Origin of the sequence: Dehalobacter sp. DCM, assembly GCF_024972775.1 — a bacterium.
In the GTDB taxonomy this organism is placed as follows: domain Bacteria; phylum Bacillota; class Desulfitobacteriia; order Desulfitobacteriales; family Syntrophobotulaceae; genus Dehalobacter.
Map to the genome: position 1 here is coordinate 1,442,378 of NZ_CP092282.1, position 17,208 is coordinate 1,459,585.

Genomic DNA, 17,208 nt, shown 5'->3' on the forward strand with positions numbered 1-17,208 from the left:
GACTGTCCGGATAATAATAAATAAAGAAAGAACATGGAGGAAAATGGTATGATGCACTTATTCAAAGGGCGCAAATTGCTGGTACTCACAATGATCATCGTTCTTGTTGTAAGCTTTACAGCCGGATGTTCATCTACCCGGCAGGCAGCGGACAAAGGAACTGTAAGCATTGGCTATGTCAATTGGGCTGAATGTGTGGCAGTGAGTAATCTCTGGAAAGTAATTTTGGAGGATCAAGGCTATCAGGTGGAACTGACTCAGCTTGATGTGGCACCGCTTTTTGTTGGTTTAAGCAAAGGGGATCTTGACGTCTTCATGGATGCCTGGCTGCCCATTACTCACGAGACATACTGGAATGAATATCAGGATAGCCTGGAAGACTACGGGATCTGGTATCAGGAAGAGGCTAAGATAGGGATTGTCGTACCAAAGTATGTCACGATTGATTCCATTGCCCAATTAAAGGATGAAGGAAGCAAATTCAATAAGCAGATAATCGGAATCGATCCCGGTGCCGGTATTATGAAAGCGTCAGTGAGGGCTAATACGACCTATGATTTGGGTTATGACGTGGTACAGGGCAGTGAAATGGCGATGATGGCGGCAATGGATAAGGCCTACGGCAAAAATGAGTGGATTGCCATTACCGGCTGGAGTCCGCATTGGATGTTTGCCAAATATGACCTGAAGTATCTTGATGATCCGGAGGGAGAATTTGGTGAAGCGGAAGAGATTCATATCCTCGCCAATAAAGAATTCAGCGGCAAGCAAGCGGATGTGGCAACCATGCTTAAAAAGTTTAAAATGACCGATGCGCAGATCGGCAGTCTGGAAGGGCTGATCAATGAGGGGATGGAACCGGCTGAGGCAGCTAAAAAATGGATTAACGAAAATAGCGATGTCGTCAACGGGTGGATCGGTAAGAATTAAGCGCTCCGTAATGAATTAGATGTAAGCAAATTTATGCTTAAAAGCCGTAGAACGGATGAAATTCAGCATTGTCTGATTTTCATCCGTTTATTAATCCACTGTTTAGTCCGCAGAATTTGTGTTATATTGGTTAAAACTTTCCCATGACCTTAACCATGGTGACTGATATCGTGAACAGCGTTGATTACAATGAAAATAGCGAAAAAATATATCGTGAAGGCAGAAGAAATCGGAGGATTGACATGCTATCTATAGATATTCCTGGTTGGAAAACATTAAACATACGTATGCTTGTCTTGGATTATAACGGGACATTAGCTCTGGATGGGATAATATCAGACAGGACCAAATCCTATTTAAAGCAATTGACAGCGGATTTTGAAATACATATCTTAACCTCTGATACCTTTGGAACAGTGGCTGACCAGTGCAGCAACCTGCCGGTTACGATCAATAGGTTAAAAAGCCAAAGCCATACGCAGGAGAAGGCAGATTATATGAAATACCTTGGAGGCAAAGGGATTGCGGCAATCGGTAATGGAGCCAATGACCGGGTGATGGTCGGAGAGGCAGATCTGGGAATTGCAGTAATTGGACCTGAGGGTTGCAGTCCCGAAACCCAATCACAGGCTGATATTATTGTAAATAAAATTGAAGACGCGTTTGAACTCTTGTTAAACCCGAATCGCATCATTGCTACCTTAAGGCGTTGATTACTTACTTAATAGCATCTAAGGCTAAACGGACTTCCTGGGACGTGTTGAAGTGGCTTTCGTAGGCGGCTTCTGCGTTGTCTTTTCCCGGAAAATCAAGAGAGGCGACCGCAGTTCTGTTTTCAATTTCTTCAGATCCGATCAGAGCAACGCCCTTCAACTGGGGAATATTGTGGTAGGTGATTTTAAGCTTGGTTTTGCCGGACAACCGATCGCGCACACCGATGGTCTTTGGAATGCCCTGGGTATACGGGTCATCCACGACGGGCGTAAAGAAATGTTAATGGGGATTGGGATAATGAACACAGCGATCAAAAGGACCTGGCGGATGAGGATGCCATTCGCAAAACGATTGAAATTATGTCGTATCTGAACAAAGACGCCTGTGAAGCAATGCTTGCGGCGGGTGCCAATAGTCAAAAATAGAAGCATGTTTGTATCTTATCCAGGAACAAACATGCTTTCTCTTCAATCAGGTAGAGGTATTTCAGCATCAAATATCAGATCCCAGGCAATATTAAGCAGGAAAAATATGGAATAATGTAGAATCATGTTATTAATACAAAACAATAAGATCGAAACATATTCTTAAATCCATTGCGAGGTCGATTAAACCAATGAATAAGACATTATCAGATGAAACACTGTTGAATGAAAAGCTTTTTCGGGCCTGTACTTTGAATATAAAGGGGATCGGCAGCCAGAAACTCCGGCATCTTATTGCCATGTTCGGCAGTGCGAAGAATGCCTGGGAGGCACCTACTGAGGATTATAGCGATAAAAAGCGTGAATACCCTTGGCTCAATGATTTTCTTGTTGGCAGAATCTCAATTGATCCTAATCAATTTCAGGATAAGCTCAATCGTGAGGAAATTTTACTGGCGATACCCGGTGACGATAGCTATCCGAACATGTTGTCTGAATGGGTGGGAGCACCGCCGTTGCTCTTTTATAAAGGGATGCTGCGCTCGTCTCACCCTGCCATTGCCATTGTTGGCGCACGCCGGGCATCACCTTATGGTAAGGCTGCTGCGAAACATCTCGCTCACGGGATCAGTGAATCAGGATATGCCGTAATCAGCGGGCTGGCCAGGGGAATCGATACAGCAGCCCACCAAGGAGCACTTGAGGCTGAGGGTATCACTTGGGCGGTTATGGCCGGCGGTCTGGACACGATTTATCCTGCTGAAAATTCGCGGCTGGCTTCGGCTATTATGGAAAAGGGAGCATTAATCAGTGAGTATCCGCCGGGTTCTCCTCCGGAAGCGACTCACTTCCCTGCTCGAAACAGGTTGATCAGCGGGTCAGCCTATGGGGTGATTGTGGTCGAGGCTGCAGAAAGAAGCGGTTCATTGATCACGGCGGATTTCGCCCTCGAGCAGGGAAGAGAAGTATTCGCCGTACCCGGCCCTATCTTTAGTGAACTCAGCAAGGGCACACATCAGCTATTGCGCATGGGTGCCAAACTGGCAGAGAACATACAGGATATCCTCTCAGAATTGCCGGCTAAAGAGACTAACAGCGATGCTTTGTACATACCAAAATCAGATAGAATGACGGAAAAAAATGCTGAGTGCAAGCGGAATAATAAAAGGAATGCACGAAAAACAGATAACACCCTTTTTACTCAATGGGATCTGATTATGGCGTGTTTAAGTGATATCCCGATGCATATCGACCGATTGACCATCCTGTGTCCTCTGCCTGCCCAGGAAATTGCGCTCGGACTACTGGAACTTCAGCTTGCCGGAAAAATTCTGCAACTGCCCGGACAACATTTCGTTCTGCAGCGCTAAGTATATGAGAACAAGTCGCCATATAAAGGTGCACCGCCAAGATTAGTGTAGTATCTAGTACAACGTTCTCAAAATAACTGAACATTCAACCCCCATAGCTCGGTCTGCGTACCACATTTCCGGCGGCAAGCGGAGTAGGATTGCGGAGCGCGGCTCTTTGCGCCACGGATGGCGCAAGAGACGAAAGCGGAATGTGGTGCGCGGACCGGACCCAAAAGAATATATTTGTCTAATTATTGAAAGATCATAATACTAGTACCAACCTTTGGGGTGCACCTGAGTTAATTCATCCTATTAGAGAATTCTTAGCGCAAAATACTGGGCAGCCAAGTGGAAATTGGTGGAAAAAGAAACAGCAATATCAGTGTGACCAGTGTGCCTATCACAAATGGAACTGAGCCCTTATAAATATCCGACATCAGCATATCCTTTTGCATTCCTTTCAGAACAAAGAGGTTGATACCGACGGGCGGTGTGAGATTGCCCAGATTCATCGCAATGCAGGAGAGAATAAGAAACCACATCGGGTCGATGTTCAAAGCTGTCGTGATGGGGAAGAAAATCGGGATCGTAATCAGGATAAGCGATATGCCGTTCAGGAAGCATCCCAGGAAGGTAAAGATGAGCATGGTCACGATGACAAAAATGGAAGGTGTCATATTCAGATCAAGAACAAATCGCTTCATAGCGCCGGATACATTCGACCAGGCCAGCATGCGGGTAAACATATTTGACGAAATAACGATCAGAAAGGTCATGGCGATGACATTGCCGGATTCCAGGAGCGTATTTGCAAAAATTTTAAAATTTACCCTTCGGCCGAGCAGCCCGAGAATTAAGGCAATGAAGGCACCGATTGCGCCGCCTTCCGTCGGAGTGAATACTCCGGTATAGATACCCCCGATCACAATGACAAAGAGAATGACGACGGGACCAACGGCTTTTAACGAGATGATGCGTTCTTTCCAGTTGGATCTTTCGCCTGGGGGGGCCAGTGTTGGATCCATTTTGCACCAAATGGAGATGATGGCGATAAAACACAAAGCCATAAGAAGGCCCGGAAATACGCCGCCCATGAACAAGTCCCCGATGGAGACACCGGTGAGGAGACCAAACATAATGAAAATGACACTCGGTGGAATAACCGGTCCCAGGCTGGCACCGCCAACGATGGCGCCGGCTGTCAAAACATCCTTATATTTATATCGTTTCATTGGCTCGGCGGCGACAGACGACATAGTTGCGGTTGCAGAGACGCTGTCCCCGACAATCGCACCGAAAGCCGCGCACGCAGCGACGGTAGCCATGGCCATGCCACCGGCTTTATGGCCTATCCATTTAAACGCAGCAACAAAGAGATCGTCCCCAAACCTGGCGTAGAGGCAAACAAACCCCATTAAGGTAAAGAATGGCAGTACGGACCAGGAATACGAGCTTACAGTTCGGAAAGTATCCGAAGCGAGCATATCCAAAGCGGTGGGAATACCTCGGACATTGCCGACAAATATAAAGCTGACAAAAAACATCGTGTACGCAATCGGGAAACCGACGAGAAACAAGACAACAGATAAAACGATGCCAATGATCCCCACAGTGACCTTGTCGATATGCCAAAGTGTCGGCTGCATCCAAAAATAAGAGAAGACGGCGATCAAAACAGGGATGCCTATCATCAGCAGCCATTGGAATCCCTTAAGTTTACAGTTGAGTCCGTCACGAATATTGATGAGAAAATCACGAATCAATAAGAGCGTCAGTAAAATACAGCCGAAGGCAATAATGGCGTCAAAGGGTGCGTTGGGAAGAAATAAATACTGACTGTGATTGGAGTTATTAGCGGCAAAGTAAATAGTCTGTAAGATAACTTGCCAAATAATAATGATGAAAATGAACGTTGCCAGCAGATTATGCATCCCTTCCATAATCAGTTTCGGGACGGGTTTCAATTTTTCCGTAATGAGGTCAACACTGACATGCCCTTTTTTATTTTGGGTATGGCCTATCGCCAGGAAAACGGCCATGACCATCAGGACTTCGGTGATTTCGACAACACCGACAATCGGCGAGTTAAAGAACTTACGCATAATAACATTGATGAAAGTAAGGACTAACATAAGGAATAACATACCGACACCGATAATATTGACATAGCGGCATACCGTTCCGACTTTGTCCAAAACGGCAATCATTTTATCCAAGCCACGCAGCTTTCCGGGGGGAAGTATGTCCACGTGCAGTTTCTGCGTGATTGCATCATCCATCTCAGTTATCTCCTTCATCTTTGTATGGTGTGACTGTTGAGTCATCTGTGTGCAGGCTGACAGTGAAAAGAAAAATGAGTGTATGGTATCGTTATATAAGTAGGGTATAAGCACCAGGATCCCTGGTGCTTATATTCCCGTCAAGGTTAAATCATGGTTAGACAAGTTAAGTCTATTTTTGAGGCGCATATTCAGCAGCTGAATATTTATTCTCAAGTTCAAGGAAGTAATTCTTTACTTCCGTACCGGGAAGACCTTTTTTATCAAGTTCTGATGCAAGCTTGTTCCGTACGGGAGCACCGGAGGCTTCGAACTTTTCCAACTCGGCTTGCGGTACGTCGATAAACTGGACGCCGTATTTCTCGGTTACCGATTGTTGGAAGCCCGGATCGGCGTTGACTTGGATCTCGTCATGTTCCTGAGTGAACTTAAGACCGGCGTCAGTCAGAACCTTCTGAAGATCTTCAGGCAGACCGGCAAATTTATCTTTGTTCATGATCAATGCCAGGTTCGTACTGTCACTGTTGACATGGCTTAAGTATTTGATCGCATCGCCAAAGCCCATACCTTCGAAACTTAATAAAGCAACGGCTGTTCCCTGTAAAACACCTTTCTGGAGTGAGGAGAACAGGTCGGAAGGGGGAACATTCGCCGGGGTGGCACCCCACGCCTTTAATCTGCTGGCACTGGCAGGGCCGTTAGCTAAGAACTGTAAACCCTTCATATCACTAAACGTTTTAATTGGTTTACTGACGGTTCCGAGGTATGGCTCATAAAACTGGCCGACACCCAGCAGCTTTACTTGGCTGTATTCAGTCTGCATTTCCGGGAATTTTTCAATGAGTTCCCAGTAGGTTGTGCCCGGGCGGTAATTGACCTTATTTGACGATGCCAGCGTATTGATGTCGGATAAGGGGAATTGACCGGAAACCAAAGATGGGAATACTTCGGCCATATCCACGGTTCCTTTGACCACCGCATCGTACGCATCCATGATCCCGACAAGTTCACCGCCGTAATGGACTTCAATATCCAGTTTGCCGTTGCCCGCTTTTTCCGTTTCCTCAACCCATGGGTTCAGTATGTTTTGGCACCACCAGCTGCTTTCGTTTTCATGGGTACTGAGAATGAGCGTGACTTTTTCGTTTTGCGCTGTGCTGGAACTGCTGCACCCGGTTAAAGAGACCAATAAAATCAGACATAAGCTCAGAACGATAATGAGTGGGCTCTTTTTTCTCACGCTATTTCCTCCCTTGTACGGTATTCCGTTTTTAATTTTCTCTACATAAGTTCCCGATGCACCACTAACGAATGACATTTCATTTGAATTGAATGAGGATACCATCACCTCCATAATTCGCTTCATTTATCTCGATGTATGCAGAAAACATGCCAAGGCAAAAAAGTCTGAAAATAACGATGTTTCTCATAAATGTGGCAATGAATCGATCGCATTTGGATTTCTATTATGGGAATATGGTTCCATTATGAAAATCGATACCCATCAACTGAGAGGTGTTAAACAGATCTTTTCAATACTATATATTTTTTGCTGAATATTTTCAATAGTCCAAATAGTTTTGTATTTTCGTTCAAAAAGTCTTTAGGATTGTGATTTTTTAAATTAATGGTATAATTTGTTTTACTTTTTTTTGTAATCGGTTATTATATTGCATAGTGCATAGTAATTTATCTTAAATTGTTTTATATTTATAACCGTATTATATATGAAAGAAATTAATCGTTGAATGGACTAAGCAATTTAGTTCAATCAATAAATTATGAGGTGCAGCATGGCCAAAACCTTGGTAATTGTAGAATCACCGGCGAAAGCAAAATCCATCAGCAAATTTTTGTCCAAGAATTATCTTGTCAAAGCGTCTATGGGACATTTGCGGGATTTGCCTAAGAGCCAGATCGGAGTCGATATCGACCGTAATTTTGAGCCGAAATATATTGCTATCCGGGGCCGCGGGGATCTTGTGAAAGACCTCAAGGCATCGGCAAAAGCAGCGGATAAAGTCTTGCTGGCCTCCGACCCTGACCGGGAAGGGGAAGCGATTGCCTGGCATTTGATGCATCTTCTTGGGTTGGATCCGGAAACATCTGCCCGGGTCGAATTCCACGAAATTACAAAACCGACAATTTTAAATGCGGTCAAGAATGCACGCAAGGTCGATATGGATCTGGTCAATGCCCAACAAGCGCGCAGAGTCTTGGACAGACTGGTGGGATATAAACTGAGTCCTCTCCTGTGGCGAAAAGTTAAAAAAGGCTTAAGCGCGGGAAGAGTACAATCGGTGGCAGTCAGAATAATCTGCGACCGGGAGGAAGAAATACGCGGTTTTGAACCGGAGGAATATTGGACATTAGAAGCCAGTCTTGTATACGCCGGAGGGATATTCACCGCCAAACTTCTCCATAAAAACGGCAAGAAGTTAACCATCACCGGCAGGGATCAAATGGATGGCGTTCTTAGTGATTTACGCTCGGCTGTCTTTCGGGTTGCCGAGGTGAAAACAAAGGAGAAGCGCAGGCAGCCGGCGCCGCCGTTTACCACCAGCAGTCTTCAGCAGGAGGCATATCGAAAACTGAATTATTCGCCCAAAAAGACAATGATGCTAGCTCAGCAGCTGTATGAAGGTGTGGATTTAGGAAAGAACGGAACTGTCGGATTGATCACCTACATGCGTACGGACTCTGTCCGCATAGCTGAAACGGCTCAGGAAGAAGCGAAAGCATATATTTTGGAGAATCATGGGGACCCTTATTATCCCCCCGAAACACGGATATTTACCAGTAAGGGCCGTGCTCAGGAGGCCCATGAAGCCATTCGACCCACGTCCGTTCTTCGGACTCCGGATGCCGTCAAACCTTACCTTGGACGGGATCTCCTCAAACTCTACCGGTTGATTTGGGATCGTTTTGTGGCCAGTCAAATGAGTGCTGCCGTGTATGATACCCTGACCGTTGATATTCAAGCGGACAACTACCTGTTTAGAGCAAATGCCTCCTCGGTGAAATTTCCGGGGTATTTAGCCGTGTACGAGGAAAGCCTGGATGAACCAGAGAAACAGGAAAACCCGGAAAGCAGCCTGAAAGGAAATCTTGAAGCAAATCAGCAACTCCATCTTGAAAGCCTTCAGGAAAGACAGCATTTTACCGAACCTCCGCCGCGTTTTACCGAGGCTTCGCTGGTCCGTAAGATGGAAGAAGAGGGTATCGGACGGCCAAGCACCTACGCGCCGACTATTGAGACGATTCAAACCCGCGGCTATGTGGTGAAAGAGGAAAAGAAATTAGTTCCGACAGAATTGGGCGAGATTATTGTGACGCTGCTTAAAGAACACTTCCCGGATATTGTCGACCTCGAATTTACTGCCAATATGGAAGAAAAATTGGATAGTATCGAAGACGGAAAAGTGGATTGGAAGCAGGTCATTGGAGAATTCTACGGTCCTTTCGCTGAAACCTTGGAAATTGCCGAACAGACTATCGGCAAAATTAAGGTTCAGGATGAAGTGTCGGATGAAGTCTGTGAATTATGCGGCAGAAACATGGTCATTAAGATGGGACGGTTCGGTAAGTTTTTAGCTTGCCCCGGATTCCCGGATTGCCGAAATGCCCGCCCGCTGTTAGAAGAGATCGGAGTCAACTGCCCGAAATGCGGCGAAAAACTTGTAGCCAGAAGATCGAAAAAGGGCCGTAAATTCTACGGGTGCAGCAAATACCCTGAATGCGATTTTATTGCCTGGGAAAAGCCGGCACCGTATCCGTGCCCGGAATGCGGTGGAGCGATGGTTGAAAAAAACAGCAAACGCAGCCGGAAATATGTCTGTACGAATAAGGACTGCCGACATATTGAGGAATTGAAAGATAACGAATGAGTTTTTGGATACTCTAAGTGTAGATTAAGCTTTTACGATTATTGTAAAACGACAAGGTGGTACTCAATGGATAAAGTCATGGTAATCGGCGGTGGTTTGGCAGGTCCGGAAGCAGCTTGGCAATTGGCCCAGCGCGGCATTGCGGTTGAGCTTTACGAAATGAGACCGGATAAATCAACCCCGATTCATAAAACCGGTTCCTTTGCCGAGCTGGTTTGCAGTAACTCGCTTAGGGCAGCCGGTTTGGAAAATGCCGTGGGCCTGCTTAAGGAAGAAATGCGCCGCTTGAATTCGCTGATCATGCAGGCGGCCGACGCCACATCCGTTCCAGCCGGCGGGGCGTTGGCAGTTGACAGGGAACAGTTCTCACAATGGGTCACAGATCGGATTTCTGCCCATTCCCTGATTCGGGTGAACCGTGAAGAGGTTACGGCAATACCGCGTGATAAAATGGTTATCGTTGCCTCAGGCCCCCTGACATCGGATAAATTAGCAGAGGACATCCTGCAATTAACCGGAAAGGAAGCCCTTTCCTTTTTTGATGCCGCAGCGCCCATCGTAGACCTGGCCAGTGTCGATATGCAAAAAGCCTTTTGGGCTTCCCGCTACGATAAAGGTGAGGCTGATTATTTGAATTGTGCGATGAATAAAGAAGAATATGAGGCATTCTATGAAGCGTTGATTACCGCGGAAACCGCTGAGGTCAAAGGCTTTGAGAATAAACATGTATTTGAAGGCTGTATGCCTATTGAGGTCATGGCGCAAAGAGGGCCCATGACGATGGCCTTTGGCCCGCTGAAGCCGGTTGGTATTCGCAATCCGCATACGGATGAGAGGCCTTATGCTGTTGTTCAGTTGCGTAAAGAGAATATTCAAGGAACGCTTCTGAATATGGTCGGCTTTCAAACCCATTTGAAATGGTCGGAACAGAGACGGGTTTTCCGCATGATTCCGGGACTTGAGAACGCGGAGTTTGTGCGTTACGGCGTCATGCATCGGAATTCATTCCTTGACGCGCCGCAGGTCCTCCGGGCTGATTTTAGTTTACAAGACAGTCCCCATATCTTCTTCGCCGGTCAAATTACAGGTGTTGAAGGCTATGTTGAATCGGCAGCAAGCGGTCTGCTTGCAGGTTTAAATGCCTATCGGCGGGTCATGGGCATGGATACACTGGTTTTCCCGCCGGAAACAGCCTTGGGAGGATTAGCCCGTCATCTGGAGGGGTCACCGAGTGTGGATTTTCAGCCGATGAATATTAATTTTGGAATCATCGCCCCACTGGAACAGCGTATCAGACGAAAAAGGGAAAAGAACGCCAAGATTTCCGAAAGAGCCCTCGTGGCATTGACAAAGTATGTGCAAGAAAATGAGATTAACCTATAAGTTAACTGTTTCAAAGGTTTCAGAAAATTGTTATAATGATTGCAATGCTTATATGAACTTGCTATAATGAGAGGCGGTTTGCCAAATAAATCCATTCCTGTGAAGATGGAATAGTATAACCTATCTTCAATCTATAATGGTTAAGGGGTGTTGGCCGTGCTGGCTGACCATGCTTTAGATTCTTTTTCCGATTACCTGAAAACAAAGAATTCCTCTGAACTGACCATATCCTCCTATCAATCCGATTTACTGCAATTTCTGGAATTTGCTGCCGGTGAGTTAGGGACGGATGTCGAAAACCTTGATGTTAATGCCGTCGATAAATATATTGTTCGCAGTTTTATTGGACGCATGTCGGAAAGAAGGCTGAAGCGTAAAAGCATCGCTCGCAAATTAGCGGCAATGCGCTCTTTTTATCGCTATCTCAGCCGTGAGGGACATATCGGTCAAAATCCGGTTCAGAACATCACCACACCGAAAATAGAGAAGCACCTGCCGCGGTTTCTTTTCCAGGAGCATATGGAAAAACTCCTCACAGCGGCTCAGCTGGATTCCCGCTTTGGTTGCCGGGATCAGCTCATTGTTGAACTTTTATATGGATCGGGACTTCGGGTAAGCGAACTGGTTAGTTTGAACATAATGGATGTGGCCATCGGCGACTGTTTGATCAAAGTCAGAGGAAAAGGGAAAAAGGAGAGGATAGTTCCTTTAACAGAACCGGCTGTCGCTATCCTTAGACAGTATCTTTCGCAGCGCCGGGATCAGGAGGAGGCATTGATTCTCAACTACCAGAATACGCGCCTCACTGCCCGTTCAGTACGGCGAGTTCTTGAAAAGATTGAGAAGGAAGCCAAGGTGAACCAACATATCCATCCCCATATGCTCCGGCATACGTTTGCCACGCATCTCCTGGAAGGCGGTGCGGATCTGCGAAGCGTCCAGGAATTATTGGGACATAAGAAATTATCGTCGACTCAAATTTATACCCATTTGACCCGGGAAAAACTGCGCAGCGTCTACCGCAGCGCCCATCCCCGCGCAAAATAATTTTATTTTGCAAAAATTTTTAATATTCATAAATACAATTGCATTTTTGAATATTTTGCCTTGACTCACGTATTATTTAAAAGTAAACTTCACTGTAGGAGGTACCATATGTTTCATGCAACAACGATTATTGCCATTAAAAAGGGCCGCCAGGTAGCCATTGCCGGCGACGGACAGGTGACCATGGGACAGGCGACGGTGATGAAACATAAAGCCCGGAAGATCCGCCGTCTCTATCAAGGGAAGGTCTTGGCTGGATTTGCAGGCTCGGTAGCCGATGCGTTTACCCTTTTTGAAAAATTCGAAGGGAAGCTTGAACAATACCACGGAAATCTGGCAAGGGCTGCTGTTGAACTTGCAAAAGAATGGCGTACTGACAAGATGCTGAGAAATTTGGAAGCATTGCTGATCGTCGCTGATAAAGACACGATTCTGCTTATTTCAGGTTCCGGCGAAGTCATTGAACCCGATGATGGCATTGCCGCCATCGGATCCGGTGGGAATTATGCACTTGCGGCGGCCAGAGCGCTGAATGCGCACACTGACTTAAGTGCCGGAGAACTGGTAAAGGAAGCAATGAAGATTGCTGCCTCTATTTGTGTTTATACGAATGAAAACATCATTGTGGAAGAACTGGAGGACAACGTCTGATGGAGCAGCTGACACCAAAAGAAATTGTGGCTGAATTAGACAAATATATTGTTGGGCAAAAGGAAGCTAAACGGGCAGTTGCCATTGCCTTGCGCAACAGATACCGCCGTTCGCTTTTGCCGGCTTCACTGCAGGAAGATGTGCTTCCCAAAAATATTTTAATGATCGGTCCCACCGGGGTTGGAAAGACAGAAATTGCGCGGCGGTTGGCCAAACTGGTCAAAGCACCGTTTAACAAAGTCGAAGCAACGAAATTCACCGAGGTGGGATATGTCGGAAGGGATGTTGAATCCATCATCCGTGATCTCATCGAGATCGCTCTGCGTATGGTCAAGGCAGAAAAAATGAAGGAAGTAGAAGCACAAGCGGAAATCAATGCAGAGAGACGACTGCTCGCCTTGTTGGCTCCCGGCAAAAAGAAAGAGACATCCAATCCGAATCCATTTCAGTATTTATTTAATCAGGATGCGGAACAGGAAAAAGAAGCACCGGTTTCGCCCGAAGTAGAAAAAGACAGAGATTTTTTAAGACAAAAATTGCATAAAGGGGAACTCGAAGACCATACGTTGGAAATCGAAGTCGAGGAAAGCCAGCCTTATGCTGATATGCTCGGGGCGTCCGGCATGGAGATGGGTGTCAATTTACAGGATATGATGGCCGGGATGTTTCCCAAAAAACACAAAAAACGTAAAGTTACCGTGAAGGAAGCGCGCAGGCTCCTGACCCAGGAAGAAGCGCAGAACCTGATCGATCAGGATGAAGCGGTACAGGAGGCAGTTCGACGGACTGAGCAGGAAGGGATTGTTTTTATCGATGAGATCGATAAAATTGCCGGCAAAGAGGCAGCCGGGGGGCCGGATGTTTCCCGCGGCGGTGTCCAGCGCGATATCCTGCCGTTAGTCGAAGGATCGACGGTAATGACCAAATACGGGCCGGTACGGACGGATCACATTCTGTTTATAGCCGCTGGTGCCTTTCATGTCTCGAAGCCGTCCGATCTTATTCCGGAACTGCAGGGGAGATTGCCGATCCGGGTGGAACTGGAATCTCTGAGTGTCGCCGATTTTAAACGCATACTTACCGAGCCCCAGGCCTCGCTGATTAAACAATACAGCGCGCTGCTCTCAACCGAAGGCATCAATGTTATGTTTTCGGAAAATGCAATTGAAGAAATTGCTGAGATCGCCTTTCATGTCAATGCCTCAACAGAGAATATCGGAGCCAGAAGACTTCATACCATCGTGGAAAAAGTACTTGAGGAGCTTTCGTTTGAAGCCTCGGAATTACCGGAGGATTATGCGATAACCATTAACCGCGAATATATTCAGAAACGGGTTGGCGATGTGGCTAAAGACCAGGATCTATCCAAATATATTTTATAATATAGGAAAATGGTTCTTTCAATTTTTATCGTGTTTGGATATAATTGAAATAATATTTTGAAAATTATTATGATTCAACCTTGTTGGAGAAAGATTTAGGGGGTATTACTTGTGGAAAGGTTACTGGAAAAAACCAGGACCATTAGCAGGCTTGTCCAGAGCGCCGCTGGCAAACCTGTCGACTTTGCTGAAATGGCTAAAGTATTGGGAAAAGAAATTGATGCGAATTGCTATATCGTCGGGCGCAGGGGAAAGATCCTCGGTTATCAGTTTATGGAAGACTTTATGTGCAGTCAGATGGAAGAAATTGTTCATCATGCCGAACGGTTTCCGGAAAGCTATAATGAGGGACTATTGAAAATCACCGAAACTCACGCCAACCTGACCCAAAAGGAAAATGCGTGTGTATTCGGTCCGGAAGACAAATGTATATTCAAGAATAAGATAACCACCGTTGTTCCGGTCCTCGGCGGCGGAGACCGTATTGGGACCTTGATCCTCGCACGGTTCGATAAGGAATTTACCGCAGAGGATTTGATCATGGCGGAATATGGCGCGACGGTCATCGGTATGGAAATTCTAAGAGCCAAGGCGGAACAGGCGGAAGAGGTTGCCCGTAAAAAAGCGGCTGTTCAAATTGCCGTTGGGACACTGTCTTATTCCGAACTGGAAGCAGTCGAGCACATCTTTGCCGAATTAGGCAGCGGTGAAGGACTGCTGGTTGCCAGTAAAATTGCTGACAGAGTGGGGATCACTCGTTCAGTTATTGTCAATGCGCTGCGCAAATTCGAATCAGCCGGTGTGATTGAATCGAAATCCTTGGGGATGAAGGGTACCTTTATTAAGGTTCTCAATGAATTCCTTCTCGAAGAATTGGACAAGTACTTGCATCGTCACCACTGATCGGTCAGCAGGTAACCGTGTATTCATATAGTACTGAAGAAGGGTATTATCACTATGTATGCGCAAGAATATATGTACCGCATGAAACCGATTGTCATCCCGGGAATACTCTATTTGATTCTGTATCCGGTTCTGTTTGCATCAATCAGCTTTTTTATCTCTTTGCCTGATCTGTATCTGCTGGTGCTTGCCGGTATTTACGCTGTAACGGTACTGGTTATTCTGACCATCTGGCTCACAGCCAAAAGCAAACGTATTGCCATCACAGGCAATACGATCATATTCCGTTCTCTTTTCGGAAAGAGGGTATTGGAACCGAAGGATATTCGAAAAACAGCTTTCTTTTGGACAAAGAAAAACGAAGAGATTGTACTGATCAAAGCCGGGAAAAAAGTGTATTACCTGACAGATCACTATTTCCCCTACAACGAGTTGTTAACCGATTTAGAAGAGTATATTGCCAACCATCATATCCGCTCCAACCTGGCTGCTCACTACGGATTGAAAGAGGCATAGACCTGCTCTCACTAAAAGGGTAGAAAAATATAGAGTTAACATGGGTTTTGCTTGCATTCATGTATGGCATATGGTATCCTAATCGCAGTGTGATTTTTTATAAATACACACGCAGTGGGACTTAGGTACAGGTTCTTTGCTTGCAAAGGGTACCGGGTATGAACCTGCGGAGGAAAAAACAAGTGTAGAGAGGAGGTGTAACACAATGGCTGTAATTTCTATGAAGCAACTCTTAGAAGCCGGTGTACACTTCGGGCACCAGACCCGCCGCTGGAATCCAAAAATGGCGCGTTACATTTTCACGGAAAGAAATGGGATTTACATCATCGACCTCCAGAAAACAGTGAAGAAGGTCGACGAAGCCTATAATTTCATCCGGGATATCGCTGCTAATGGCGGAACAGTATTGTTCGTTGGCACCAAGAAACAGGCTCAGGAATCCGTGAAGGAAGAAGCAGAACGCTGTGGCATGTACTTTGTCAATGAGCGTTGGCTCGGTGGTATGCTGACCAACTTCCAGACGATCCAAAAACGGGTACAGAGACTGCATCAACTGGAAAAGATGGAAGCCGAAGGTGTTTTTGAAGTGCTTCCGAAAAAAGAAGTTGCTGCACTGCGCCATGAAATGGGTAAACTGGAACGTTTCCTTGGCGGAATCAAGAACATGAAGAAACTGCCGGATGCATTATTCATTGTTGACCCGCGCAAAGAGAGAATTGCCGTTGCCGAAGCAAGAAGACTGAACATTCCGATCGTCGGGATCGTCGATACCAACTGTGATCCGGATGAGATCGATGTCGTCATTCCGGCTAACGATGATGCTATCCGTGCTGTCAAGCTGTTAACAGCGAAAATGGCCGATGGAATCATCGAGGGACAACAGGGAAGCCTCGACGACGATACTGAAGAAGCTGAAGAGATCAATCAAAACATTGAAGAATAGTTAAAAAACAGGGGGTAAGTTTTGGGTATGTTCTTCATGACTTACCCTGTTTTTTATTGCATTAAGTTAAAGTAAGGAGGTTTGATTATGGCTGAAGTAACCTCTGCTCAGGTTAAAGAACTCAGGGAAAGAACCGGAGCAGGCATGATGGACTGCAAAAAAGCACTGACCGAATGCGGCTGCGATATGGACAAAGCCATCGATTTCTTAAGAGAAAAGGGCTTGGCCGCAGCGGCTAAGAAAGAAGGACGCATTGCTGCCGAGGGAATCGTTGAAGCTTATATCCATGGCGGCGGAAGAATCGGCGTACTGCTCGAGATCAATTGTGAAACCGACTTTGTTTCTCGCGGAGACGAATTCAGACTGTTAGCTAAAGATATCGCGATGCAGATTGCAGCTGCCAAACCGCAGTATGTTAATAAAGAAGACGTTCCGGCCGATGTCATTGCCCATGAAAGAGAAATCTTCAGGGCGCAGGCATTAAATGAAGGCAAACCGGAAAAAATCGTCGATAAAATGGTTGATGGCCGTTTGGAAAAGTTCTATAAAGAAGTATGTTTAGTAGAACAGCCGTTTATCAAAGATCCCGATATTTTGGTCAAGGATCTGATCATCGGCAAGATAGCTAAAATCGGAGAGAAAATTTCTGTTCGCAGATTCGCCCGTTACGAACTGGGTGAAGGAATCGAAAAGAAACAAGATAATTTCGCCGATGAAGTTATGAGAGAAATCAATAAATAAGAGAACACTTTCGTGTTCTCTTTTTTGAGGGAAAAGGATTTTTTTCTTTAGTGTA

The 17,208-nt window shown here is 45.9% G+C and carries 15 protein-coding genes; 12 read left to right on the plus strand and 3 right to left on the minus strand.

The window, feature by feature from the left end:
• Positions 1 to 48: 48 nt before the first annotated feature.
• The gene (locus LPY66_RS06805) at positions 49 to 930 is read left to right on the plus strand and encodes a glycine betaine ABC transporter substrate-binding protein (protein ID WP_337987339.1); all 882 of its coding nucleotides are present in this window, start codon (positions 49 to 51) and stop codon (positions 928 to 930) included.
• A 242-nt stretch (positions 931 to 1,172) separates the two neighbouring features.
• On the plus strand, positions 1,173 to 1,643 hold the full coding sequence (locus tag LPY66_RS06810; protein ID WP_337987340.1) for an HAD family hydrolase: 471 nt from the start codon (positions 1,173 to 1,175) through the stop codon (positions 1,641 to 1,643).
• 4 nt (positions 1,644 to 1,647) lie between these two features.
• Here the strand turns inward: LPY66_RS06810 and LPY66_RS06815 are convergent, their stop codons facing one another.
• The gene (locus LPY66_RS06815) at positions 1,648 to 1,863 is read right to left on the minus strand and encodes a hypothetical protein (protein ID WP_337987341.1); all 216 of its coding nucleotides are present in this window, start codon (positions 1,861 to 1,863) and stop codon (positions 1,648 to 1,650) included.
• A 397-nt stretch (positions 1,864 to 2,260) separates the two neighbouring features.
• Here LPY66_RS06815 and dprA point away from each other — a divergent pair, with 397 nt between their 5' ends.
• Positions 2,261 to 3,439: a DNA-processing protein DprA gene (gene dprA / locus LPY66_RS06820; protein WP_337987342.1), complete on the plus strand. Its 1,179-nt coding sequence runs from the start codon at positions 2,261 to 2,263 to the stop codon at positions 3,437 to 3,439.
• Positions 3,440 to 3,744: 305 nt separating this feature from the next.
• Here dprA and LPY66_RS06825 read toward each other — a convergent pair whose 3' ends face one another.
• Positions 3,745 to 5,700, minus strand: a complete 1,956-nt coding sequence (locus LPY66_RS06825; protein WP_337987343.1) for a TRAP transporter large permease — start codon at positions 5,698 to 5,700, stop codon at positions 3,745 to 3,747.
• 172 nt (positions 5,701 to 5,872) lie between these two features.
• Positions 5,873 to 6,940 (minus strand): TRAP transporter substrate-binding protein, encoded by a 1,068-nt coding sequence (locus LPY66_RS06830; RefSeq protein ID WP_337987344.1) that lies wholly within the window; start codon positions 6,938 to 6,940, stop codon positions 5,873 to 5,875.
• Positions 6,941 to 7,493: 553 nt separating this feature from the next.
• Here LPY66_RS06830 and topA point away from each other — a divergent pair.
• The 9 genes from topA to tsf all read left to right on the plus strand — a co-directional run bounded on the left by topA (position 7,494) and on the right by tsf (position 17,153).
• A complete protein-coding gene (gene topA / locus LPY66_RS06835) occupies positions 7,494 to 9,587 on the plus strand; it encodes a type I DNA topoisomerase (RefSeq protein WP_337987345.1) in 2,094 nt (697 codons plus the stop codon).
• A 66-nt stretch (positions 9,588 to 9,653) separates the two neighbouring features.
• Positions 9,654 to 10,970, plus strand: coding sequence for a methylenetetrahydrofolate--tRNA-(uracil(54)-C(5))-methyltransferase (FADH(2)-oxidizing) TrmFO (gene trmFO / locus LPY66_RS06840; protein WP_337987346.1), 1,317 nt, complete (start codon positions 9,654 to 9,656; stop codon positions 10,968 to 10,970).
• A gap of 156 nt (positions 10,971 to 11,126) precedes the next feature.
• Positions 11,127 to 12,017 (plus strand): site-specific tyrosine recombinase/integron integrase, encoded by an 891-nt coding sequence (xerA, locus tag LPY66_RS06845; protein ID WP_337987347.1) that lies wholly within the window; start codon positions 11,127 to 11,129, stop codon positions 12,015 to 12,017.
• 108 nt (positions 12,018 to 12,125) lie between these two features.
• Entirely contained in the window at positions 12,126 to 12,668 is a 543-nt protein-coding gene (gene hslV, locus LPY66_RS06850) for an ATP-dependent protease subunit HslV (RefSeq protein WP_337987348.1), read from the plus strand.
• Positions 12,668 to 14,050, plus strand: a complete 1,383-nt coding sequence (hslU, locus tag LPY66_RS06855) for an ATP-dependent protease ATPase subunit HslU (RefSeq protein WP_337987349.1) — start codon at positions 12,668 to 12,670, stop codon at positions 14,048 to 14,050. Before hslV ends, hslU begins: the two co-directional genes overlap by 1 nt.
• 111 nt (positions 14,051 to 14,161) lie before the next feature.
• Positions 14,162 to 14,953 carry a GTP-sensing pleiotropic transcriptional regulator CodY gene (codY, locus tag LPY66_RS06860; RefSeq protein ID WP_337987350.1) on the plus strand — a complete coding sequence of 264 codons (792 nt, stop codon included), beginning with the start codon at positions 14,162 to 14,164 and terminating at the stop codon, positions 14,951 to 14,953.
• An 81-nt stretch (positions 14,954 to 15,034) separates the two neighbouring features.
• Positions 15,035 to 15,469, plus strand: a complete 435-nt coding sequence (locus LPY66_RS06865; RefSeq protein WP_337987351.1) for a hypothetical protein — start codon at positions 15,035 to 15,037, stop codon at positions 15,467 to 15,469.
• 205 nt (positions 15,470 to 15,674) lie between these two features.
• On the plus strand, positions 15,675 to 16,412 hold the full coding sequence (gene rpsB, locus LPY66_RS06870; protein WP_337987352.1) for a 30S ribosomal protein S2: 738 nt from the start codon (positions 15,675 to 15,677) through the stop codon (positions 16,410 to 16,412).
• A gap of 87 nt (positions 16,413 to 16,499) precedes the next feature.
• Positions 16,500 to 17,153 carry a translation elongation factor Ts gene (tsf, locus tag LPY66_RS06875; RefSeq protein ID WP_337987353.1) on the plus strand — a complete coding sequence of 218 codons (654 nt, stop codon included), beginning with the start codon at positions 16,500 to 16,502 and terminating at the stop codon, positions 17,151 to 17,153.
• Positions 17,154 to 17,208 lie beyond the last annotated feature (55 nt).

Bases quoted from the DNA above. Each gene is read 5' to 3' on its own strand.
- LPY66_RS06865 (WP_337987351.1), top strand. From the start codon at position 15,035: ATGAAACCGATTGTCATCCCGGGAATACTCTATTTGATTCTGTATCCG.
- LPY66_RS06825 (WP_337987343.1), bottom strand. From the start codon at position 5,700: ATGGATGATGCAATCACGCAGAAACTGCACGTGGACATACTTCCCCCC.
- LPY66_RS06810 (WP_337987340.1), top strand. From the start codon at position 1,173: ATGCTATCTATAGATATTCCTGGTTGGAAAACATTAAACATACGTATG.
- dprA (WP_337987342.1), top strand. From the start codon at position 2,261: ATGAATAAGACATTATCAGATGAAACACTGTTGAATGAAAAGCTTTTT.
- LPY66_RS06805 (WP_337987339.1), top strand. From the start codon at position 49: ATGATGCACTTATTCAAAGGGCGCAAATTGCTGGTACTCACAATGATC.
- rpsB (WP_337987352.1), top strand. From the start codon at position 15,675: ATGGCTGTAATTTCTATGAAGCAACTCTTAGAAGCCGGTGTACACTTC.
- trmFO (WP_337987346.1), top strand. From the start codon at position 9,654: ATGGATAAAGTCATGGTAATCGGCGGTGGTTTGGCAGGTCCGGAAGCA.
- tsf (WP_337987353.1), top strand. From the start codon at position 16,500: ATGGCTGAAGTAACCTCTGCTCAGGTTAAAGAACTCAGGGAAAGAACC.
- hslV (WP_337987348.1), top strand. From the start codon at position 12,126: ATGTTTCATGCAACAACGATTATTGCCATTAAAAAGGGCCGCCAGGTA.
- topA (WP_337987345.1), top strand. From the start codon at position 7,494: ATGGCCAAAACCTTGGTAATTGTAGAATCACCGGCGAAAGCAAAATCC.
- hslU (WP_337987349.1), top strand. From the start codon at position 12,668: ATGGAGCAGCTGACACCAAAAGAAATTGTGGCTGAATTAGACAAATAT.